This is a genomic window from Thiohalobacter sp. COW1 (genome assembly GCF_016629505.1).
GTDB classification, from domain to species: Bacteria; Pseudomonadota; Gammaproteobacteria; order Thiohalobacterales; family Thiohalobacteraceae; genus Thiohalobacter; species Thiohalobacter thiocyanaticus_A.
In genome coordinates, this window is sequence record NZ_AP024239.1 from 1,041,289 (window position 1) to 1,062,131 (window position 20,843).

Consider the following 20,843-nt stretch of genomic DNA (forward strand, 5'->3'; position numbering starts at 1 on the left):
AGATCTCAGACATACCGCACTTCGAGGATCTCGTAGTTGCGCTCGCCGCCGGGGGTGGAGACGGTGACCACATCGCCTTCCTGCTTGCCGATCAGTGCCCGGGCGATGGGCGAATTGACCGACAGCAGACCGGACTTGATGTCGGCCTCGTCCTCGCCGACGATCCGGTAGGAGAATTCCTCGCCGCTGTCCTCGTCGGCCAGGTCCACGGTGGTACCGAAGATCACCTTGCCGGTATTTTCCATGCTGGTGACATCGATCACCTGGGCGTGGCTGAGCTTGCCCTCGATCTCCTTGATCCGGCCCTCGATGAAACTCTGCTGCTCGCGCGCGGCGTGATACTCGGCGTTCTCCTTGAGGTCACCGTGCGAACGCGCCTCGGCGATGGCCTCGATCACCCGGGGGCGCTCCACGTTCTTGAGTTGCTTGAGTTCCTCACGCAGCTTCTCGGCACCGCGTTTGGTCAGTGGCACCTTGCTCATTCGATCATCCCCAGTTCCCTGTGCAGATCCTGCAGCCGGTTGACCTCGGCATTGTCGATGGCGTCCAACGCCATGACGATGGCCTCGGCATGGGCCATGGTCGTGCTGACATGCACCTTATGATGCAACGCCGTGCGGCGGATGGTAAAGGAGTCGGCGATGGCCTGCTTGCCCTCGGTGGTGTTGACCACGTAGCTGATCTGGTCATTCTTGATCATGTCCACGATGTGCGGCCGGCCCTCGATCACCTTGTTGACGATCTCGCAGTTGATGCCGGCGGCGGTGATCTCGCGGGCCGTACCGCGGGTGGCCACCAGGGAGAAGCCCTTGTCGGCGAAGCCCCTGGCGAGCGCCACCACGTCGGGCTTGTCGGTATCGCGCACACTGATGAAGATCTTGCCGCTGCGCGGCAGCACCACGCCGGCGCCGAGCTGGGCCCGGCCGAAGGCCGCGCCGAAGGTGCGGCCCACACCCATGACCTCGCCGGTGGACTTCATCTCCGGGCCGAGGATCGGATCCACGCCCGGGAACTTGATGAAGGGGAACACCGCCTCCTTGACCGAGAAATAGGTCGGCACGGTCTCCACCAGCGCGTCCTGATCGGCCAGCGAGCGGCCGGCCATGCAGCGGGCGGCGATCTTGGCCAGCGGCCTGCCGGTGACCTTGGAGACATAGGGCACGGTGCGCGAGGCGCGCGGATTGACCTCGATGATGTAGATCTCCTCGCCCTTGATGGCGAACTGGGTGTTCATCAGGCCGATCACCTTCAGCTCGCGCGCCATGGCTGCGACCTGTTCGCGCATGCGCTCCTGGGCTTCCAGGCTCAGGGTATAGGGCGGCAGCGAACAGGCGGAGTCGCCCGAGTGCACGCCGGCCTGCTCGATGTGTTCCATGATGCCGCCGATGAGCACATCCTTGCCGTCGCAGATGGCGTCCACGTCCACCTCCACGGCATCGTCCAGGAAGCGGTCCAGCAGCACGGGGGAGTCGTTGGAGACCTTGACCGCGTCGTTCATATAGCGGGCCAGGTCCTCCTCCTGATAGACGATCTCCATGGCCCGGCCGCCCAGTACGTAGGACGGGCGCACCACCAGCGGATAGCCGATCTCGGCAGCCAGCCGGAGCGCCTCTTCCTCGGTGCGCGCGGTGCGGTTGGGCGGCTGCTTGAGGCCGAGCCGGTTGATCATGTCCTGGAAGCGCTCACGGTCCTCGGCCAGATCGATGGAATCCGGCGAGGTGCCGATGATGGGCGCGCCGGCTGCTTCCAGGTCGCGCGCCAGCTTGAGCGGCGTCTGGCCGCCGTACTGCACGATCACGCCCTCGGGCTGCTCCTTCTCGATGATCTCCAGCACGTCCTCCAGGGTCAGCGGCTCGAAGTACAGCCGGTCAGAGGTGTCGTAGTCGGTGGAGACCGTCTCCGGGTTGCAGTTGACCATGATGGTCTCGTAGCCGTCCTCGCGCATGGCGAAGGCGGCGTGCACGCAGCAGTAGTCGAACTCGATGCCCTGGCCGATGCGGTTGGGGCCGCCGCCCAGCACCATGATCTTCTTCCTGTCCGTCGGCTCGGCCTCGCACTCCTCCTCGTAGGTGGAGTACATGTAGGCGGTGCCGGTGGCGAACTCGGCGGCGCAGGTATCCACCCGCTTGAACGCCGGGCGCAGACCGTGCTGGTGGCGCAGTTCGCGCACCGCGGATTCCTTCACCCGGGCCAGATGCGCCAGCCGGCTGTCGGCGAAGCCCTTGCGCTTGAGCCGCCACAGGGTATCGCGGTCGAGGCCGTCGATGCCCTTGTCCTGCACCATCGCTTCCAGCTGAATGATCTCCTCGATCTGCTCCAGGAACCAGGGATCGATGGCGGTGTATTCATGCACCTCGTCCAGCGACATGCCGAAGCGGAAGGCGTCGCCCAGGTACAGGATGCGTTCCGGACCGGGCTGCTTGAGTTCGCTGCGCAGCCTGTCCTTGGTGTCCTCGTGCGCCAGATCGAGTTTCTCGCTCAGGCCGTCGATGCCGGTCTCCAGGCCGCGCAACGCCTTCTGGAACGACTCCTGGAAGTTGCGCCCGATGGCCATGACCTCGCCCACCGACTTCATCTGGGTGGTGAGATAGGCCTGGGCCTGGGGAAACTTCTCGAAGGTGAAGCGCGGGATCTTGGTCACCACATAGTCGATGGACGGCTCGAACGAGGCCGGGGTCGCGCCGCCGGTGATCTCGTTCTGCAGTTCGTCCAGGGTGTAGCCCACGGCCAGCTTGGCGGCGACCTTGGCGATGGGGAAGCCGGTCGCCTTGGAGGCCAGCGCCGAGGAGCGCGACACGCGCGGATTCATCTCGATGATGATCATGCGGCCGTTGTCGGGATTGATGGCGAACTGCACATTGGAGCCGCCGGTCTCCACCCCGATCTCGCGCAGCACCGCCAGGGAGGCGTCGCGCATGATCTGGTATTCCTTGTCGGTGAGCGTCTGCGCCGGGGCGACGGTGATGGAGTCGCCGGTATGGATGCCCATGGGATCCAGATTCTCGATTGAGCAGACGATGATGCAGTTGTCCTTCCTGTCCCGCACCACCTCCATCTCGTATTCCTTCCAGCCGAGCGCGGATTCCTCGATCAGCAGCTCGTTGGTCGGGGACAGATCCAGGCCGCGCTCGCAGATCTCAATGAACTCTTCCTTGTTGTAGGCGATGCCGCCGCCGCTGCCGCCCAGGGTGAAGGAGGGCCGGATGATGGTCGGGAAGCCGATCTTCTCCTGCACCTGCATGGCCTCTTCCATGCTGTGGGCCATCTCCGAGGTCGGGAAGTCCAGGCCGATTCTGCGCATGGCCTGACGGAAGCGGTCGCGGTCCTCGGCCTTGTCGATGGCGTCCTTGCTGGCGCCGATCATCTCCACGCCGTACTTCTCCAGGATGCCTTCGCGGTCCAGGTCCAGGGCGCAGTTGAGCGCCGTCTGCCCGCCCATGGTGGGCAGCAGGGCGTCCGGACGCTCCTTTTCGATGATCTTCTCCACCGTGCGCCAGTCCACCGCCTCGATGTAGGTGGCACCGGACATCTCCGGGTCGGTCATGATGGTGGCCGGATTGGAATTGACCAGGATGACCCGGTAGCCCTCCTCGCGCAGGGCCTTGCAGGCCTGGGCCCCGGAGTAGTCGAACTCGCAGGCCTGGCCGATCACGATGGGGCCGGCGCCGAGGATGAGAATGCTTTCTATGTCGGTACGTTTGGGCATAGTTCAAATCAACCGCCAAGGCGCCAAGTACGCCAAGGACATATAGGGTTAAAAATCGTGTTCGTCAGCCGGCGCAGCGTCATTCCCGCGCAGGCGGGAATCCATATACCGCCGCGGTTACTGGATCCCCGCCTGCGCGGGGATGACGGCGTCTTTGGTGCAATAGCCAATATTCCTGACCGTTGTGTAATCACTTGGCGCCTTGGCGGTTCGATTCAATCAGTTCAATGAAATGATCGAACAGTGGAGCAACGTCGTGCGGGCCGGGACTGGCCTCCGGGTGGCCCTGGAAACTGAACGCCGGCTTGTCGGTGCGCTGGATGCCCTGCAGGCTGCCGTCGAACAGGGAGCGATGGGTCGCCTTGAGATTGTCCGGCAGGGTCTGGTCGTCGACCGCGAAGCCGTGGTTCTGGCTGCTGATCATGACCGTACCGGCCTCGAGATCCTGCACCGGATGATTGGCGCCGTGGTGGCCGAACTTCATCTTGGTCGTCTTCGCCCCGCTGGCCAGGGCCAGCAGCTGGTGGCCGAGGCAGATGCCGAACAGCGGCACATCGGCGTCGAGCAGCTCGCGGATGGCGCCGATGGCATAGTCGCAGGGCTCGGGATCACCGGGGCCGTTGGACAGGAACACGCCGTCGGGCTTGAGCGCCATCACCTCGGCGGCCGGGGTCTGCGCCGGCACCACCGTCAGGCGGCAGCCGCGGTCGGCCAGCATGCGCAGGATGTTGCGCTTGACGCCGAAATCATAGGCCACCACATGATGCGGCAGATCCGCGGCCGGGGCCGGCAGACCGTCCTCCAGGCTCCAGGTGCCCTGGGCCCATTCGTAGCGCTCGGCAGTGGTGACCTCGCGCGCCAGGTCCATCCCCTTCAGCCCCGGGAAGCCCTTCGCCGCCTCCAGGGCGGCGGCCTCGTCGGGCTGGTCACCGGCGATGATGCAGCCGTTCTGGGCGCCCTTCTCGCGCAGGATGCGGGTCAGTCGCCGGGTGTCGATGTCGGCGATGCCGACCACGCCGCTCTCACGCAGATAATCGCCCAGTGAGCGCTGCGCACGCCAGTTGCTGTAGCGGGTCGGCAGGTCGCGCACCACCAGCCCGGCGCTCTGGATGCGCGCCGATTCCTCGTCCTCGTCATTGATCCCGGTGTTGCCGATGTGGGGATAGGTCAGCGTGACGATCTGGCGGGAATAGGAAGGGTCGGTCAGGATTTCCTGATAGCCGGTCATGGCGGTGTTGAAGACCACCTCGCCCACGGTCTGGCCGTCGGCGCCAATGGATTCGCCCCGGAAGACACTGCCGTCTTCGAGAACCAGTATGGCGGGTTTCCTCAAGGAAGCCTCCGTTCCTGTGGCGTGGATATGGAAAGCGGGAGCACTCCCCGAGCCTCCCGCTGGCAATCATTTCGTGTTGCAGTCACCGGACCAGAACAGCCGGCTGGAATTGAGACCACATTTTAGCCGATGCCCTCTCAACTGTCTAATCGAGTGGGGTTATTTCCCGCCCCGGTGTGGTGTGCGGACAGTGGCGGGATGCACGCAGAGGACGCAGAGGCACAGAGGCGCAAAGATCTTGAAAAAAAATATAACAACTCTGCGCCTTAGCGTCTCTGCGTCCTCTGCGTTCCCATCACTGAACGGAACTCAGTCCTTCAATCCCAGCACGTCCTGCATGTCGTACAGCCCGGCCGGGCGGTCGGCCAGCCAGGCCGCGGCGCGCACCGCACCGCTGGCGAAGGTCATGCGGCTGGAGGCCTTGTGGGTGATCTCCACCCGTTCGCCTTCGCCCGCGAACATGACAGTGTGCTCGCCGACGATGTCGCCGGCGCGGATGGTCTCGAAGCCGATGGTGCGGCGGTCGCGCTCGCCGGTGCGGCCCTCGCGGCCGTAGACGGCGCATTCCTTCAGATCCCGCCCCAATGCTTCGGCCACCACCTCCCCCATGCGCAGGGCGGTGCCGGAGGGGGCGTCGATCTTGTGTCGGTGATGGGCCTCGATGACCTCGATGTCGACCGTATCGCCCAGCACCCGGGCGGCCAGGTCCAGCAGCTTGAGACAGAGATTCACCCCGACGCTCATGTTGGGGGCGAAGACAACGGGGATGTCCCGGGCGGCCCCGGCCAGTTCGGATTTCTGATCATCGCTCAGGCCGGTGGTGCCGATGACGATGGCCCGGCCGGCCGCGCGGCAGGCACGGACATTGGCCAGGGTCGCCTCGGGAATGGTGAAGTCGATCAGGACATCGAAGCGCTCCGCCTGCGCGACCAGGTCGTCGGTCACGTTCACCCCGAGTTCACCGACGCCGGCCAGCACGCCGGCATCCGAGCCCAGGCTGGCGTGGCCGGGCGCCTCCAGGGCGACCGTGGGCTGCGTGCCTTCGGTGTTGTGGGCGGACTCGATCAGGTGCCGGCCCATGCGGCCGGCGGCGCCGGCGATTGCGATTCTTGTTGTCATTTAACCACCTGGATCCTTCCGTCAGTTGCGATGCCCAGACCCGAAGGGTGGGGTACCCATGATGAAACCCGAAGGGTTTCTATGGGTCAGGCGAAGCAATCTCGCGACGCTACCGCCGCGGTTGATTTCAGAGATTGCTTCGCATGCGCTCGCAATGACAACTTACAGTTTGATGCCCTCGAAGAACTTCTTCACCCCGTCCAGCCAGGAGTGCGACTGCGGGTTGTGGTGGCTGTCGCCCTTCTCGTCCATGGTGGACTCGAAATCGCGCAGCATCTGCTTCTGCTTTTCGTTGAGATTGACCGGTGTCTCCACCATAACCCGGCACATCAGATCGCCCACGGGACCGCCGCGTACCGGCTTCACGCCCTTGCCGCGCAGCCGGAACAGCTTGCCGGACTGAGTCTCGGTCGGGATCTTGAGCTTGACCTTGCCTTCCAGGGTCGGCACCTCGAGTTCACCGCCCAGCGCCGCGGTGACGAACGGGATCGGCACCTCGCAGAACAGGTGGTTGTCGTCACGGGTGAAGATGGGATGTTCCTTGACCCGGATCTGGACATACAGATCGCCGGGCGGCCCCCCGTTCTCCCCGGCCTCGCCCTCGCCGGCCAGGCGGATGCGGTCGCCGGTGTCGACACCGGGCGGCACCTTCACCGACAGGGTCTTGTTCTCCTGCACCCGGCCGTGGCCCTGGCAGGCGGTGCAGGGGTCGCTGACGATGGAGCCGCTGCCGTGACAGCGCGGGCAGGTCTGCTGCACCGAGAAGAAGCCCTGCTGCATGCGCACCTGGCCGACGCCGCCGCAGGTGGTGCAGGTCTCGGGCTTGCTGCCCGGCTTGGCCCCGTTGCCGCCGCACACCGTGCAGCCGACCATGGCCGGCACCCGGATCTTGACCGTGGTGCCGGCGACGGCCTCCTCCAGGGTCAGATCCAGGTTGTAGCGCAGGTCGGCGCCGCGGTAGACCCGCTGGCCGCCGGGGCCGCGACCGGCGCCGCCGCCGAAGATGTCGCCGAACACGTCGCCGAAGATATCGGAGAAGGAGGCACCGCCGCCGCCGAAGCCGCCGCCCGCACCGCCGCCCATGTTGGGATCGACGCCGGCGTGGCCGAACTGGTCATAGGCGGCACGCTTGCGTGCATCGCTCAGAACCTCGTAGGCCTCCTTGACCTCCTTGAAGCGATTCAGCGCCTCCTCGTCGTCGGGATTGCGATCGGGATGAAACTTCTGGGCCATGCGCCGATAGGCCTTCTTGATATCGGCCTCGCTGGCGTTCTTCTGCACACCCAGAATTTCGTAGAAATCTTTTTTTGCCATTATTCAGAGACTCGAAGTTTGGAGTCCGGGAACAGAAAATCCCTGTCACCCCGACGCAGGCCGGGTTCCAGTAATCGCTGCAGCACCTGGATTCCGGCCTGCGCCGGAATGACGGCCGGAAAGTCGTGGCTGTCACTCATAATGCAAAACCCGAATATTTCAGCATCCCCTCTCGGGGAAACAAACACAAACGGGACCGGTGAGCCGACACAACCAAGGTCTCGACTCTCCAGTCCCATTACCCCTTAACCCGGGGATTACTTGTTGTCTTCCTTGACCTCTTCGAACTCGGCGTCGACCACATCGTCGCCGGACTCAGCGCCGCCCTGGGCCTGCTCGCCCGCGGCCTCGGCGCCGGCCGCGCCGGCCTGACCGCCCTGCTCCTGGTAGACACGCTGAGCGAGTTTACCAGAGACCTCGGCCAGTGCGGCGGTCTTCTGCTCGATGGCCTCCTTGTCGTCGCCGTTCATGACCTCCTCGACCGCCTTGATCGCGTTCTCGACCTCGGTCTTCTCCTCGTCCGTGACCTTGTCGCCGAGATCCTTCAGCGACTTGCGGGTCGCATGGATCATGTTGTCGGCCTGGTTGCGGGCATCGACCATCTCGTGGAACCTGCGGTCCTCTTCCTTGTGCGCCTCGGCGTCCTTGACCATGCGGTCGATCTCGTCGTCGTTGAGACCGCTGGAGGCCTTGATGACGATGTTCTGTTCCTTACCGGTGCCCTTGTCCTTGGCCGAGACGTTGAGGATGCCGTTGGCGTCGATGTCGAAGGCGACCTCGATCTGCGGCACGCCGCGCGGCGCCGGCGGGATGTCGCTCAGGTCGAAGCGGCCCAGCGACTTGTTGTCGGCGGCGCGGTCACGCTCGCCCTGCAGCACGTGCACGGTCACCGCGGTCTGGTTGTCGTCGGCGGTGGAGAACACCTGCGTGGCCTTGGTCGGGATGGTGGTGTTGCGCTCGATCAGCTTGGTCATCACGCCGCCCAGGGTCTCGATGCCCAGCGACAGCGGGGTGACGTCGAGCAGCAGCACGTCCTTGACCTCGCCGCCCAGCACGCCGCCCTGGATGGCCGCGCCCACGGCCACGGCCTCGTCCGGGTTGACGTCCTTGCGCGGCTCCTTGCCGAAGAAGTCCTTCACCGCCTCCTGCACCTTGGGCATGCGGGTCATGCCGCCGACCAGGATGACGTCATTGATATCGCCGACCGACTCGCCGGCATCCTGCAGTGCCTTCCTGCACGGCTCGATGGTGCGGGCGATCAGATCCTCGACCAGCGACTCGAACTTGGCCCGGGTCACCTTGACGTTGAGGTGCTTGGGTCCCGAGGCATCCGCCGTGATGTACGGCAGGTTGATGTCGGTCTGCTGGCTGGAAGACAGTTCGATCTTGGCCTTCTCGGCGGCCTCCTTGAGACGCTGCATGGCCAACGCGTCGCCGCGCAGGTCGATGCCGCTGTCCTTCTTGAACTGCTCGGCCAGGTAGTCGATCAGGCGCTTGTCGAAGTCCTCGCCGCCGAGGAAGGTGTCGCCGTTGGTGGACAGCACCTCGAACTGGTGCTCGCCATCGACGTCGGCGATCTCGATGATGGAGATATCGAAGGTGCCGCCGCCCAGGTCGTAGACCGCGATCTTGCGATCGCCCTGGGCCTTGTCCATGCCATAGGCCAGCGCGGCCGCGGTCGGCTCGTTGATGATGCGCTTGACCTCCAGACCGGCGATCTTGCCGGCGTCCTTGGTGGCCTGGCGCTGGGAATCATTGAAATAGGCCGGCACGGTGATGACTGCCTCGGTCACGGCTTCGCCCAGGTAGTCCTCGGCGGTCTTCTTCATCTTCTGCAGCACGCGCGCGGAAACCTCGGGCGGGGCCATCTTCTTGCCCTTGACCTCGACCCAGGCGTCGCCGTTGTCGGCCTTCATGATCTTGTAGGGGACCAGATCGATGTCCTTCTGGACCTCGTCGTCCTGGAAGCGGCGGCCGATCAGGCGCTTGATGGCGAACAGGGTATTGGTCGGGTTGGTCACCGCCTGGCGTTTGGCCGCCTGGCCGACCAGGACCTCGCCGTCCTCGGCATAGGCGACAATGGACGGCGTGGTGCGGTCACCCTCGCTGTTCTCGATGACGCGGGCCTTGCCGCCCTCCATCACCGCCACGCAGGAGTTGGTGGTGCCCAGATCGATTCCGATGATTTTTCCCATAGCTGTTCTCCAAATGGATCTTGTCTGTGTTCCCTGATTGCTCAGTTATCCGATGTATGCCCCACTAGATGTGGGCGATTCCCGTCGTTTCAAGCACGTTCATCGATTTGCGGCGAATCCTGGGCCGGGGCCCGCGACACCATCACCATGGCCGGGCGGATCAGCCGGTCGTTGAGGGTGTAGCCCTTCTGGATGACGGTGACCACGGTGTTGGGCTCGACATCGCTGCGTTCCTGCATCGACATGGCCTCGTGGTATTCGGGATTGAACTTCTGGCCCTGGGGATCGATCTGCTGGATCCCGAACCGGGCCATGCTGTCGGCCAGCATCTTCAGGGTGAGCTCGGAACCCTCCCTCAGCTTGACCGGGTCGACCTCGTTGCCCTCGCCGGCGGCGGCTATACCCATCTCCAGGCTGTCCCTGACCGGCAGCAGGTCGTTGGCGAATTTCTCCAGGGCGAACTTGTGGGCATTGGCCACGTCGCGCTCGGCGCGCTTGCGCAGGTTGTCCAGTTCGGCCTGCAGGCGGATGCACTGATTCCAGTGTTCGTCGGCCTTGTTGCGGGCATCCTCGAGCAGGGCCTGCATCTCCTCGGGCCGGGCCCCGGCGTCGCCCGGCGCCGCGGCCGCAGGTGCCTCCTCGTCGCCTGCGTCCGCATTGGCCTCGGTCGTCACCTTCTCCTGGTCGGACATAAATAATCTCCGTAATTCAGATTGTTAAATAATATTCGTGAAATTCTACATTAAATTAGGATGCCGACGACAGCCACGCCGTCTGCCGAAACTGCGGGCCCCTCAGCGCAGCCCTTCTATGCCCCTCGGGTACTCACACAAGGGAGGGGCAAAATGCCTCGCTGCGCGGGCTTTGCGTCCTATTTGGGGATCAGTTCCTGGAATTCAAGGCCGCGCCCAGGAGACGGGCGGTGGCGTCGACGATGGGGATGATGCGGTCGTAGGCCATGCGGGTGGGCCCGATCACGCCCAGCACCCCGATGACCTCGCCCTCGACCGAATAGGGGGCGGTCACCAGGCTGCACTCGTCCAGCACCTGGTAACCGGACTCCTCACCGATGAACAGCTGCACCCCGTTGGCGCAGATGCACTTATCCAGCAGGTGCAGGATGTCACGTTTGCGGTTGAAGGCCTCGAACAACTCGCGCAGCTTCTCCACGTCGGACAGCTCGCGGAACTGCATCAGGTTGGTCTGGCCGGCCAGGACATAGTCCTCCTCGTCGCTGTCCTCGCCGGAGAACACCTTTTCGGCCACCGAGACCACCGACATCATCAGGTCGTTCATGTCCTGGCGCGCCTGCTGCATCTCGTCGATCAGGTGGGTGCGCACTGCGTGGATGTCCTTGCCGGCGAAGTGGGCATTGAGGAAATTGGAAATGGTCTCCAGTTCCGAGGCGCTGAAGGTGCGCTCGGTCTGGATGATGCGGTTCTGGACCTCCTTCTCGTTGATCACCAGGATCACCAGGATCCGGTTCTGCGACAGCGGCAGGAAGTCGATCCGCCGCAGCGCGACGTGCTCGCGCCGCGGCAGGGTCACCACCCCGGCCATCCGGGTGATGTCCGAGAGCAGGTTGGAGGCGGTCTCGATCAGGCGCCCGGAATCGGTCTCCTCGGCCCACAGTTCCTGGCGCAGCTGCTCGACCTGCACCGAGTCCAGCGGCTGGATGTTGAGCAGGCTGTCGACGAACAGGCGGTAGCCCTGCACCGTCGGGATGCGGCCGGCCGAGGTATGCGGTGCGGCAACGAAGCCCATCTCCTCCAGGTCGGACATGACGTTGCGCACCGTGGCCGGACTCAGGTCCAGACGCGAGTCCCGCGCCAGGGTACGCGAGCCGACCGGCTCACCCTCACGGATATAACGGTCGATCAGCACCCGCAGCAGGTGCTGGGCGCGTTCGTTCATCAACTCGGTGGGAGGCTGCCTGCTCATGTGTGGTCAGGGGGTGGCTAGGGTTGGATTCGATCTTAGCACTCAATGAAAAGGAGTGCTAAGTCCTTGACAGGCTAGCAACCCGCTGCGCCCGGGTCAAGCCGGGACAATGGCGAAAATTTCAACATGATTAGGATGTTGGCGCCGGCGAGCATTGCCGCTGGCGGGGTGCTCGTGCTACTGTCGCCAGCATTCAAGGGGGAAGCAATGCACAACGAATTTTCCCGGATCGGCCTGATCAGCAAAACCGGCGACCCGCGGGTGCGCGACACCCTGCACCGGCTCATCACCTACCTGCGCGGACGCGGGCTGGAGATCCTGCTGGAGGCCGACATGCGCGAACGCATCGACACCGGCGACCTGCCGCTGCTGGAGCGCCCGGCCCTGGCCGGCGCCTGCGACCTGGCCATCGTGGTCGGGGGCGACGGCACCATGCTCAACGCCGCCCGCGACCTGGCCCCGGCCGGCGTGGCCCTGATCGGCATCAACCTGGGACGGCTGGGCTTCATGACCGACATCCTGCCCGAGGACATGACGGATGATCTGGACCGGATCCTCAGCGGCCAGTACCGCGAGGAATCCCGCACCCTGCTGCATGCCCGCGTCCTGCGCGGGGACCAGGTGGTTAACGCAAGCGATGCACTGAACGACGTGGTGGTGCACAAGTGGGATATCGCCCGCATGATCGAACTGGAGGTGCACATCGACGGCAACCTGCTCAGCACCCAGCGCGCCGATGGTCTGATCGTGTGCACCCCCACCGGATCGACCGCCTATGCCCTGTCCGGCGGCGGGCCCATCCTGCACCCGCGGCTGGATGCCTTCGGTCTGGTGCCCATCTGTCCGCACAGCCTGAACAACCGCCCCATTGTCATCGACGATGCCGCCATCATCGATATCGGTCTGCACGGGGACGATACCCAGGCCCAGGTCACCTGCGACGGCCAGGTCAATTTCACCCTGATGCCAGGCGATCGGGTACGGGTATGCCGACACGAACACCAGCTGCGCCTGATCCATACGCCGGGCTATGATTATTTCGGCATCCTGCAGCGCAAGTTCGGCTGGGGCGTGCATTCGTGAGTGTTTGCAATCACCCAGTGAAAGAATCACGTCATTGCGAGGAACAAAGTGACGAAGCAATCTCCAGACGTTACAGCCGACGTAAAGGGATTGCCGCGCTGCGCTCGCAATGACGAACGCTGAGCACTCTTCTGTGACGCCTATGCTGACCCACATCCACATCCGCGACTTTGTCATCGTCGACGAACTGGAACTCGATTTCCGTGCCGGCATGACCGTGCTGACCGGCGAGACCGGTGCGGGCAAGTCCATCCTGATCGACGCCCTGGGCCTGGCACTGGGCGACCGTGCCGACACCGGCGTCATCCGCCACGGCTGCGACCGGGCCGAGGTGGCGGTGCTGTTCGACCTCGGCGCCCTGCCTGCACTCCAGCAGACGCTGGAGGAAATGGATCTCGCCGCCGGCGGCGAATGCCAGCTGCGCCGGGTGATTCTGCGCGAGGGCCGCTCGCGCGCCTATATCAACGGCAGCCCGGTGCCGGTACAGCAACTCAGGGCCATCGGCGACCGTCTGGTCGATATCCACGGCCAGCACGAACACCAGTCGCTCATGCAGCGCGACACCCAGCGCAGGCTGCTGGACAGCTACGCCGGCCACACCGACGCCATCAGTCGGCTGGCCGCGGCCTACCGCCAGTGGCGCGAGCGCAGACAGGCCCTGGATGAACTGCAGGACGCCGCCCGTCAGCGCGACGATCGGCTGGACCTGCTGCGCTTCCACCTCGATGAGCTCGAACGCCTGGCGCCCGCCCCCGGCGAGTGGGAGGCGATCGAGGCCGAGCACCGGCGCCTGGCGCATGCCGGCGAACTGATCGAACGCTGCAACCAGACCCTGGGCTGGCTCTATGACGACGAACTCAGCGCCGACGGCCTGCTCAGCCAGGGCGTGGATGCGCTGGAACGCTTCGAGACCGTCGATGACCGGCTGAAAGGCGTACTGGAACTGCTGGGCACGGCTCAGGTCCAGACACGCGAGGCGGCCGACGAACTGCGCCGCTTCCTGGACCGGCTGGAGCTGGACCCGGAGCGGCTGCAGTATCTGGAGAGCCGCATCGCCGCCCTGCAGCAGCTGGCACGCAAGCACCGGATCGAGCCGGCGGCGCTGCCACAGCTGCTGGAGGATACCCGCACCGAACTGGCCCGCCTGGAACAGGCCGACCAGAACCGCGACGCCATGGCACAGGAAATCACCGCACTGGAGCAGGCCTGGCGCGAGCAGGCCCTGGGGGTGCGCAGGCAGCGGCGCAAGGCGGCCGCCGATCTGGGCCGGGCCATTACCGAGGGGATGCAGGAACTGGGCATGCCGGGTGGGCGCTTCGAGGTGCAGGTCGAAGCGCTCGAGGACGAGCAGCCGACCCGACATGGCCTGGACCGGATCGAGTTCCGGGTCAGCGCCAACCCGGGCCAGCCGCCGCAAGCCCTGGCCAGGGTCGCTTCAGGCGGCGAACTCTCCCGCATCAGCCTCGCCATCCAGGTGGTGGCCAAGGATGCCGCCACGACCCCCACGCTGGTATTCGATGAGGTCGACAGCGGCATCGGCGGCGCCATTGCAGAGGTGGTGGGCCGCCAGCTGCGCGGCCTGGGCGAACGCAGCCAGGTGCTGTGCGTGACCCATCTGCCGCAGGTCGCCGCCCAGGCCCACCAGCACTACCAGGTGCACAAGCTCACCGGCGACGACAGCACCCGCACCCGCATCCGTGCGCTCAGCGACACCGAGCGCAGCGACGAGATCGCCCGCATGCTGGGGGGGATGGAGATCACCGATTCCACCCGCCGGCACGCCGAGGAGATGATCGCGCGGGCGCAGCAGGGAGAAGCGAAGAAAAAGAAGGGAAAGAAGAAAACGGCGCAGCGGAAATAACAATCCTCGTCATTGCGAGGCGCGAAGCGCCGTGGCAATCTCGTTCGGGCTACCGCCACCGTTAGGAGATTGCTTCGCGTTGCTCGCAATGACGAGGGAGCAAGGAGTTTAGCCCTCCTTGCGGCACTTCTCGCACACCCCGTAGATGTACAGGCTGTGGTCGGTCATTTCGTAACCGGCCTTCTCGGCGATCTTGTGCTGGCGTTCCTCGATGACCTCGTCGACGAACTCGTCCACCCGGCCGCATTTGACGCACAGGATATGGTCATGATGCTCGCCCTGGGACAACTCGAACACCGAATGCCCGCCCTCGAAGTGATGGCGCGTGACCAGGCCGGCGGTCTCGAACTGGGTCAGAACCCGGTAGACCGTGGCCAGGCCGATATCCTCTCCGGCCTCCAGCAGGGCCTTGTAGACATCCTCGGCACTGAGGTGACGCTGCTCGTTCTGTTCCAGAATTTCCAGGATCTTCATCCTGGGCAGGGTGACCTTCAAACCGACTTTGCGCAGATCCTGTGATTCCACCTGGCTGTCCTCATGCCGTGTCCGTGAATCGCCGCCACAATTGGGTTATCATGCCGCGCACAACGCCCAGACGTGACCGGTATTTTTGATACTTATGCGAAAGCTTCTCATTTCTTCAACCGTTTTGACAAGCCTGCTGATCAGTGGCTGCGCCGGCGTCGAGCGCCTGCCGTTCGTGCACCGCGTCGACGTCCAGCAGGGCAACGTGGTCGAACAGTACGACCTGAACCGGCTGGAGCCGGGCATGGACAAGCGCCAGGTCCAGCTGATCCTGGGCACGCCGATGGTCGACGACACCTTCCACGCCGACCGCTGGGATTATGTCTACTGGATGCAGCCGGGTCGGGGTGAACGCGAGAGCTACCACGTGAGCCTGCGGTTCGAGAACGACCGGTTGAGCGAGATCACCGGCGACCTGCGGCCGGATCCCGATGCCCCCGGCGCCGAACCGCCGCAGAGCACCACGGTCACGGTACCGCCGCAGCAGCGCAAGCCGCGCGGGCTGCTGTCGCGCCTGTGGCAGTGGATCACCTTCAGCCAGGACGACGAACTGCCGCGCTAGCAAAACAGGCGAAGTCCTGATGGCGCCTGCTCAAGGGTATAACACCGTCATCCCGGCGCAGGCCGGGACCCGGAAACCGCCGCGGCCCATGGATTCCCGCCTGCGCGGGAATGACGGTGGATAGGTCGCAGGCTGGAATGAGGACCGCCAGGCCCGTTTCCGGCAGCCACCGGGATTGCCTGGAACGCTGCGCTTAGCCCGGTCTGCGAACTTCCATCCCACCTCCCCTGGCGGGAGAAGGCCAGGGTCAGGGGATATGAAAATCACCCTTCCTTGTCCAGATCCCCGCCGCCCTTCTTCATCTTCTTGCCCGCCGCCGCGCGCTGTTTGCGCACCTCCTTGGGATCGGCGATCAGCGATCGGTAGATCTCCACCCGGTCGCCCTCGCGCAGTTCGGTGTCCGGCTTGTTGAGCTTGCCGAAAATACCCAGCTGCTGCTGTTCCAGGTCGATCTCGGGGAACTGTTCCAGGATGCCGGACTGCTCGATGGCCTGGCGCAGCGTGGTCCCGCGCGCCACCTCCAGCGGCAGAATCACCTGCTGGTCCGGGCGGGCATAGGCCACCTCCACCTGGATGCGGTCAGCGCTTTCCATAGACCTGCCGTGCGCGTTCATGGAAGGCATCCACCAGGGTATTGGCGATCTGGTTGAACACCGGCCCCACCATCATCGACAGCATCCGGTTGGCGAACTCGAACTCCAGGTCCAGCGACACCTTGCAGGCGGTCTCACCCATGGGGTCGAACTGCCAGAACCCCTCCAGACGCTTGAACGGGCCCTCCACCAGCCGCATCTCGATGCACTTGTCCTGCTGGTGGCGGTTATGGGTGGTGAAGGCCTTGTGGAGGCCGCCTTTGCTGATCTCGACCCGGGCCTTGAGCTGGTCCTCGTCCGGACGCTCCAGCACCCGCGAGGCGCTGCACCAGGGCAGGAAATCGGCATAGGTGTCGATATCGCTGACCAGGGCGAACATCTCGGCCGGGGTATAGGGCACCAGGGCACTGCGTTGAATGGAGGTTGTCATGCGAACGGCTGAATCTGCTTGTGCTCAGGGTGTAAGGATACCTGTTTTGTTCAGCAGAATCAGTCCGATCGCCACCGGTGTGACATAGCGCACCAGCACCCGCCACAGGGTATAGCCCATGCCGTTGGCCAGACCCAGTTCGCCGCGGCTGGACTCGCGGGTCATGATCCAGGCCGCGAACACCGAGATCAGCAGCCCGCCCAATGGCAGCATCACATTGGAGGTCACCCAGTCGAACAGATCCAGGAAGCCCTTGCCGAAGAAGGTGAAGCGCGCATCGCCCGACCACAGGTTGAGTGACAGCAGCGCCAGGATGCCGCACAGCCAGGCCATCAGTCCGGTCAGCGCCGCGGCCTTGACCCGCTGCATGCCGCGGTTCTCCACCAGCCAGGCCACCACCGGCTCGACCAGGGAGATGGCCGAGGTCCAGGCCGCGAACACCAGCAGCACGAAGAACAGGAAACCGACCAGCGCTCCGCCCGGCATCTGGCCAAAGGCGATGGGCAGGGTCTGGAAGATCAGCCCCGGCCCGGCCGAGGGCGCGAGTCCGTACTCGAACACCAGCGGGAAGATGGCCAGCCCGGCCAGGATCGCCACCAGGGTGTCCATCAGGGCAATGATGGCCGCCGTGCGCGGGATGGAGGCTGTGTGCGAGAGGTAGGAGCCGTAGATCATGATCGCGCCCATGCCCAGGCTGAGGCTGAAGAAGGCCTGGCCCATGGCGTTCAGTACCACGCCGCTGGTGATCTTGCTGAAATCGGGCGTGAACAGGTAGTTCACCGCCTGCTCGAACTGGCCGGTGTTCATGGCATAGCCGACCATCACCACCAGCAGCACGAACAGCGCCGGCATCAGGTAGCGCACCGCCTGCTCCAGGCCGCTTTTCACCCCGCGCGAGACCACGATGGTGGTCATCACCATGAAGATGGTATGCCAGGCCAGCAGCCGCTCGGGATCGCTGATGAATTCTTCGAAGATGGCCGCCACACCCTCCGCGGTCGCCCCGTTGAACACGCCGCTGACGGAGCGCAGCGCATAGGCCAGAGTCCAGCCGGCGATCACGCTGTAGAAGGACAGGATCAGGAAACCCGCCGCCATGCCCAGCCAGCCCACGTACTGCCAGGCCGGGCTGCGCCCCTCTTCCCGGGCCAGGGTACGCATGGTGTTGATCGGGCTCTGGCGGCCGCGCCGGCCCAGCATGATTTCGGCCATCATCACCGGCAGGCCGATGGCGGCCACGCAGACCAGATAGAGGATCACGAAGGCACCGCCGCCGCTCTCGCCGGTCACGTAGGGGAAGCGCCAGATGTTGCCCAGTCCCACTGCCGAACCGGTCGCGGCCAGAATGAAGGCCAGGCGCGATGACCACTCTCCGTGGATCGACGTACGGCGTGCAGGCATGGACTTCCCCCTTGGATGTATTGTTTCCGGCAATTGTCCGGAAAAACGGCCGCTTACACAATAGACCGGGCTATGATTCTCATGGCCGGCGCCCGCGCCTGCCCGTATAATGCGCGTCATGGCCAAGAGTAAATCCAACAAAACAGGCAGCGGCAGCAGCACCATCGCCCTGAACAAGAAGGCGCGCCACGACTATCACATCGAGGAGCGCTTCGAGGCCGGCCTGGCCCTGGAGGGCTGGGAGGTGAAGAGCCTGCGTGCCGGCAAGGTGCAGCTGACCGAGAGCTATGTCATCGTCAAGGACGGCGAGGCCTTTCTCTTCGGCTGCCTGATCACCCCGCTGCTGACCGCCTCCACCCACATCCATCCGGATCCCACCCGCACCCGCAAGCTGCTGCTGCACCGCGAGGAACTGGACAAGCTGATCGGCGCCGTGGAGCGCAAGGGCTACGCCCTGATACCGCTGGCCATGTACTGGAAGCGCGGCCGGGCCAAGCTGGAGATCGGCCTGGCCAAGGGCAAGAAGGCCCACGACAAGCGCGCCGCCATCAAGGAGCGCGACTGGGCCCGGGAGAAGCAGCGGATCATGAAATCCGGTGCCAGGTAAGGGAACTTTCCCGGCAAACCCCTGTCTTATGTTCTGAATGCGGCAGATCCGGCCTTGAAAAACCCGCTGATTGGCCGCATATTAGGGAAGACACACCGAAATCGGGGGCGACCTGGTTTCGACGTGGGTTACAAAACCTGAGGTGCATGCCGAGGATACAGATTCCCTCGTAAATCCATCTGTACAATCATAGTTGCCAACGACGACAACTACGCACTCGCCGCTTAAAAACCGGTAGAATGCCGTCTGACTGGAGCCGTGCCTGTGCGTCCAGAGTCCTTTATACCTTCGGGTAGACGGGACATTCAGGCGTCGATTCTCACAGGATCGCGATGAAGCTCGTCCGGGGCAGATTCGTTAAACTCCAACCGGAATCGCTGTTGGTCTTCCCTGCCCGTCGGGTAGCCGGCAGTTAAATACAAAGGCGCGGATAAGCATGTAGAGCCGATGGCGGAGGACCTGCGGACGCGAGTTCGATTCTCGCCGCCTCCACCATTAACGTGAAACGCCACCCCCTGCGGGTGGCGTTTTGCGTTAACGACGCGGGAATCAAAGTACGAGCGGAGCGAGTTCGACAAGACACCGGAAGGTGTCGCAGAACGCCGGCGTGCCGGACGCGCCGGCGGCCCCTTGCGGGTGAGGCCGCAGGCCGAATATTCTCGCCGCCTCCACCAAACACAAAGGGCCACCCGAAAGGGTGGCCCTTTTGCTTTCGCTGAATATCAGTGGGCTGGAATTGCCGGCAGGATACGCACTGTAGACATTGGCAAATGATGCATGCTGCGGTAGAATTGGGAGTTTGAGATAAGTGGTTTATTCAACTGCCGTTTCTACTGCCCAGAGGAGATGAATTATGAGCGACGCACCCAAGACCCGACCCAAGGTTCCCGAAGGCAAGTCCCGTTTTCTGATCACCCGTCAGAAAGAGCCGAATGAAAAGGGTTACGTGGGCTACGACACCATCTGGGAATCGTTCCAGAAAGAGCAGGCATACCAGACCCCGAAGCGCCCCTGAAACGAAGCGCCGCGCGCCCCCTTACGGGCGCGCGGCCACTCGTTCTTTCACTTCCTCAATCTCTACCGTCCCCCGGCAACCGATCAGGCAGCCATAGACGACTTCAGATCGGCACCTGCTTGCCGGCCCCGGCCAGATCCGGCCCCTTTTCCACCTTGCCGCCGAACTCGATCTCTTCCTCAGTCGCGTCGCGGACTGTCAGGACCTCGAGCTTGAAAATCACCTGCCGACCACACAGGGGATTGTTGCCGTCGATGGTAATGTAATCGCCGGCGATACGCGTCACCAGGAAGCTCTTGGTCTGCCCCCTGTCATTCTCCATCAGGATGGCCGTACCGACCTCGCGGTACTCCTCAGGGACGTTATTGATGTTTTCGGTAATGACCAGGGATTCATCTCTGGGGCCGTAGAGCTGATTGCAGTCGATCGGCACCTCGATCGTGTCGCCTGCCGCCCTGCCTTCCAGCTTCTGCATGACGGCCGGGGCCAGTACCTCATTGACGCCCTGCACGTAGCCCAGAGGGTACTCGATTTCGGTTAAAACACTGTCGGTCTTGACGTCGATGACCTTGTATTTAAGTTCGACGTATTTACCGTCCGTGATGATGTCCTTGCTGATCTCGGTCATGATGGTCTCGATAAAGCTGGTAACATTCTAGAAGATGGAGGCACCGAAAATTCTGACTTCGCCGTCCTCGTAGCCGAGCACCATACGCCCCAGCCACTCACCTTCCTTCTTGGTGCTTCTGACACGGTACAGACATGTGACATGCTCGCCGCGGCGGATAAAGCCCAGGAAGTCATAATTCGGATCCAGGCTGCGCGTCAGTGCACTCTTGACAAACTGCTTGCCCACCTCGACTTCGTTCAGGCCGAACAGCAGGTTGTAGGAAAACTTCTTGATGAATTTACCGTACTGTCCCTTGTTCGAATACTCGATCAGTTCTTCCCACATGGGATGAGCGATCGCCTGCAGTTCCTCATCGGTATGGTCCAGGATATTTTTGAAGTCCTGTCCTTCTGTGGATGCTTCAGTCGTCATATTCATCTGTCCACCGAGTCAATAGATCGTTGTCGCCGTAATAACGAAAAAAGATCAACAGCTGTTGATCTTTTCAGGTCCGGCCGGAAAACCGAGGGATCTCTACCGTTCGTAGA

19 protein-coding genes and 1 other RNA gene are annotated in these 20,843 nt (G+C 63.7%); 6 read left to right on the plus strand and 14 right to left on the minus strand.

The window, feature by feature from the left end; genetic code table 11:
* Positions 1 to 5: 5 nt before the first annotated feature.
* The 8 genes from greA to hrcA all read right to left on the minus strand — a co-directional run bounded on the left by greA (position 6) and on the right by hrcA (position 11,608).
* Entirely contained in the window at positions 6 to 482 is a 477-nt protein-coding gene (gene greA / locus COW1_RS04850; protein WP_096366210.1) for a transcription elongation factor GreA, read from the minus strand.
* On the minus strand, positions 479 to 3,706 hold the full coding sequence (carB, locus tag COW1_RS04855) for a carbamoyl-phosphate synthase large subunit (RefSeq protein WP_201345596.1): 3,228 nt from the start codon (positions 3,704 to 3,706) through the stop codon (positions 479 to 481). Before carB ends, greA begins: the two co-directional genes overlap by 4 nt.
* Before the next feature lie 190 nt (positions 3,707 to 3,896).
* Positions 3,897 to 5,039, minus strand: a complete 1,143-nt coding sequence (gene carA, locus COW1_RS04860) for a glutamine-hydrolyzing carbamoyl-phosphate synthase small subunit (protein WP_096366208.1) — start codon at positions 5,037 to 5,039, stop codon at positions 3,897 to 3,899.
* Positions 5,040 to 5,348: 309 nt separating this feature from the next.
* The gene (dapB, locus tag COW1_RS04865; protein WP_201345597.1) at positions 5,349 to 6,158 is read right to left on the minus strand and encodes a 4-hydroxy-tetrahydrodipicolinate reductase; all 810 of its coding nucleotides are present in this window, start codon (positions 6,156 to 6,158) and stop codon (positions 5,349 to 5,351) included.
* Between the two features lie 162 nt (positions 6,159 to 6,320).
* A complete protein-coding gene (dnaJ, locus tag COW1_RS04870; protein WP_096366206.1) occupies positions 6,321 to 7,472 on the minus strand; it encodes a molecular chaperone DnaJ in 1,152 nt (383 codons plus the stop codon).
* A gap of 257 nt (positions 7,473 to 7,729) precedes the next feature.
* Positions 7,730 to 9,667, minus strand: a complete 1,938-nt coding sequence (gene dnaK, locus COW1_RS04875; RefSeq protein WP_096366205.1) for a molecular chaperone DnaK — start codon at positions 9,665 to 9,667, stop codon at positions 7,730 to 7,732.
* 89 nt (positions 9,668 to 9,756) lie between these two features.
* Complete coding sequence (gene grpE / locus COW1_RS04880) at positions 9,757 to 10,359, minus strand: nucleotide exchange factor GrpE (protein WP_096366204.1); 603 nt, start codon at positions 10,357 to 10,359, stop codon at positions 9,757 to 9,759.
* Positions 10,360 to 10,549: 190 nt separating this feature from the next.
* Positions 10,550 to 11,608 (minus strand): heat-inducible transcriptional repressor HrcA, encoded by a 1,059-nt coding sequence (gene hrcA, locus COW1_RS04885; RefSeq protein WP_096366203.1) that lies wholly within the window; start codon positions 11,606 to 11,608, stop codon positions 10,550 to 10,552.
* A 207-nt stretch (positions 11,609 to 11,815) separates the two neighbouring features.
* Here hrcA and COW1_RS04890 point away from each other — a divergent pair, with 207 nt between their 5' ends.
* Both COW1_RS04890 and recN read left to right on the plus strand, forming a co-directional pair.
* Positions 11,816 to 12,691, plus strand: coding sequence for an NAD(+) kinase (locus COW1_RS04890; protein WP_096366202.1), 876 nt, complete (start codon positions 11,816 to 11,818; stop codon positions 12,689 to 12,691).
* Between the two features lie 142 nt (positions 12,692 to 12,833).
* A complete protein-coding gene (gene recN, locus COW1_RS04895; RefSeq protein WP_201345598.1) occupies positions 12,834 to 14,552 on the plus strand; it encodes a DNA repair protein RecN in 1,719 nt (572 codons plus the stop codon).
* Positions 14,553 to 14,660: 108 nt separating this feature from the next.
* Here the strand turns inward: recN and fur are convergent, their stop codons facing one another.
* Positions 14,661 to 15,077, minus strand: coding sequence for a ferric iron uptake transcriptional regulator (gene fur / locus COW1_RS04900; RefSeq protein WP_096366201.1), 417 nt, complete (start codon positions 15,075 to 15,077; stop codon positions 14,661 to 14,663).
* Positions 15,078 to 15,201: 124 nt separating this feature from the next.
* Here fur and COW1_RS04905 point away from each other — a divergent pair, with 124 nt between their 5' ends.
* Entirely contained in the window at positions 15,202 to 15,639 is a 438-nt protein-coding gene (locus tag COW1_RS04905) for an outer membrane protein assembly factor BamE (protein ID WP_157745530.1), read from the plus strand.
* Between the two features lie 263 nt (positions 15,640 to 15,902).
* Here COW1_RS04905 and COW1_RS04910 read toward each other — a convergent pair whose 3' ends face one another.
* Genes COW1_RS04910 through COW1_RS04920 form a run of 3 tightly spaced genes read right to left on the minus strand, consistent with a single transcriptional unit; the run spans position 15,903 to position 18,063 of the window.
* Positions 15,903 to 16,232 (minus strand): RnfH family protein, encoded by a 330-nt coding sequence (locus COW1_RS04910; RefSeq protein WP_096366199.1) that lies wholly within the window; start codon positions 16,230 to 16,232, stop codon positions 15,903 to 15,905.
* Positions 16,219 to 16,662: a type II toxin-antitoxin system RatA family toxin gene (locus COW1_RS04915; RefSeq protein WP_096366198.1), complete on the minus strand. Its 444-nt coding sequence runs from the start codon at positions 16,660 to 16,662 to the stop codon at positions 16,219 to 16,221. The genes COW1_RS04910 and COW1_RS04915 overlap by 14 nt, the downstream gene beginning before the upstream one ends.
* 24 nt (positions 16,663 to 16,686) lie before the next feature.
* Positions 16,687 to 18,063 carry a sodium-dependent transporter gene (locus COW1_RS04920; protein ID WP_201345599.1) on the minus strand — a complete coding sequence of 459 codons (1,377 nt, stop codon included), beginning with the start codon at positions 18,061 to 18,063 and terminating at the stop codon, positions 16,687 to 16,689.
* A gap of 118 nt (positions 18,064 to 18,181) precedes the next feature.
* Between COW1_RS04920 and smpB the strand changes: the two genes are divergently transcribed.
* From smpB to COW1_RS04935, 3 genes are all read left to right on the plus strand, one after another.
* On the plus strand, positions 18,182 to 18,670 hold the full coding sequence (gene smpB / locus COW1_RS04925) for an SsrA-binding protein SmpB (protein ID WP_201345600.1): 489 nt from the start codon (positions 18,182 to 18,184) through the stop codon (positions 18,668 to 18,670).
* 103 nt (positions 18,671 to 18,773) lie between these two features.
* Positions 18,774 to 19,165, plus strand: a transfer-messenger RNA (tmRNA) gene (gene ssrA, locus COW1_RS04930).
* A 358-nt stretch (positions 19,166 to 19,523) separates the two neighbouring features.
* A complete protein-coding gene (locus COW1_RS04935; protein ID WP_201345601.1) occupies positions 19,524 to 19,685 on the plus strand; it encodes a hypothetical protein in 162 nt (53 codons plus the stop codon).
* Positions 19,686 to 19,788: 103 nt separating this feature from the next.
* Here the strand turns inward: COW1_RS04935 and COW1_RS04940 are convergent, their stop codons facing one another.
* The gene (locus tag COW1_RS04940) at positions 19,789 to 20,313 is read right to left on the minus strand and encodes a peptidylprolyl isomerase (RefSeq protein ID WP_201345602.1); all 525 of its coding nucleotides are present in this window, start codon (positions 20,311 to 20,313) and stop codon (positions 19,789 to 19,791) included.
* A gap of 27 nt (positions 20,314 to 20,340) precedes the next feature.
* Complete coding sequence (locus COW1_RS04945) at positions 20,341 to 20,733, minus strand: hypothetical protein (RefSeq protein ID WP_370590885.1); 393 nt, start codon at positions 20,731 to 20,733, stop codon at positions 20,341 to 20,343.
* Positions 20,734 to 20,843 lie beyond the last annotated feature (110 nt).

Excerpts from the sequence above, each read along its gene's own strand:
- greA (WP_096366210.1), bottom strand. The coding sequence starts at position 482 with ATGAGCAAGGTGCCACTGACCAAACGCGGTGCCGAGAAGCTGCGTGAG.
- carB (WP_201345596.1), bottom strand. The coding sequence starts at position 3,706 with ATGCCCAAACGTACCGACATAGAAAGCATTCTCATCCTCGGCGCCGGC.
- dapB (WP_201345597.1), bottom strand. The coding sequence starts at position 6,158 with ATGACAACAAGAATCGCAATCGCCGGCGCCGCCGGCCGCATGGGCCGG.
- dnaJ (WP_096366206.1), bottom strand. The coding sequence starts at position 7,472 with ATGGCAAAAAAAGATTTCTACGAAATTCTGGGTGTGCAGAAGAACGCC.
- dnaK (WP_096366205.1), bottom strand. The coding sequence starts at position 9,667 with ATGGGAAAAATCATCGGAATCGATCTGGGCACCACCAACTCCTGCGTG.
- grpE (WP_096366204.1), bottom strand. The coding sequence starts at position 10,359 with ATGTCCGACCAGGAGAAGGTGACGACCGAGGCCAATGCGGACGCAGGC.
- hrcA (WP_096366203.1), bottom strand. The coding sequence starts at position 11,608 with ATGAGCAGGCAGCCTCCCACCGAGTTGATGAACGAACGCGCCCAGCAC.
- COW1_RS04890 (WP_096366202.1), top strand. The coding sequence starts at position 11,816 with ATGCACAACGAATTTTCCCGGATCGGCCTGATCAGCAAAACCGGCGAC.
- recN (WP_201345598.1), top strand. The coding sequence starts at position 12,834 with ATGCTGACCCACATCCACATCCGCGACTTTGTCATCGTCGACGAACTG.
- COW1_RS04910 (WP_096366199.1), bottom strand. The coding sequence starts at position 16,232 with ATGGAAAGCGCTGACCGCATCCAGGTGGAGGTGGCCTATGCCCGCCCG.
- COW1_RS04915 (WP_096366198.1), bottom strand. The coding sequence starts at position 16,662 with ATGACAACCTCCATTCAACGCAGTGCCCTGGTGCCCTATACCCCGGCC.
- COW1_RS04920 (WP_201345599.1), bottom strand. The coding sequence starts at position 18,063 with ATGCCTGCACGCCGTACGTCGATCCACGGAGAGTGGTCATCGCGCCTG.
- smpB (WP_201345600.1), top strand. The coding sequence starts at position 18,182 with ATGGCCAAGAGTAAATCCAACAAAACAGGCAGCGGCAGCAGCACCATC.
- COW1_RS04935 (WP_201345601.1), top strand. The coding sequence starts at position 19,524 with ATGAGCGACGCACCCAAGACCCGACCCAAGGTTCCCGAAGGCAAGTCC.
- COW1_RS04940 (WP_201345602.1), bottom strand. The coding sequence starts at position 20,313 with ATGACCGAGATCAGCAAGGACATCATCACGGACGGTAAATACGTCGAA.
- COW1_RS04945 (WP_370590885.1), bottom strand. The coding sequence starts at position 20,733 with ATGAATATGACGACTGAAGCATCCACAGAAGGACAGGACTTCAAAAAT.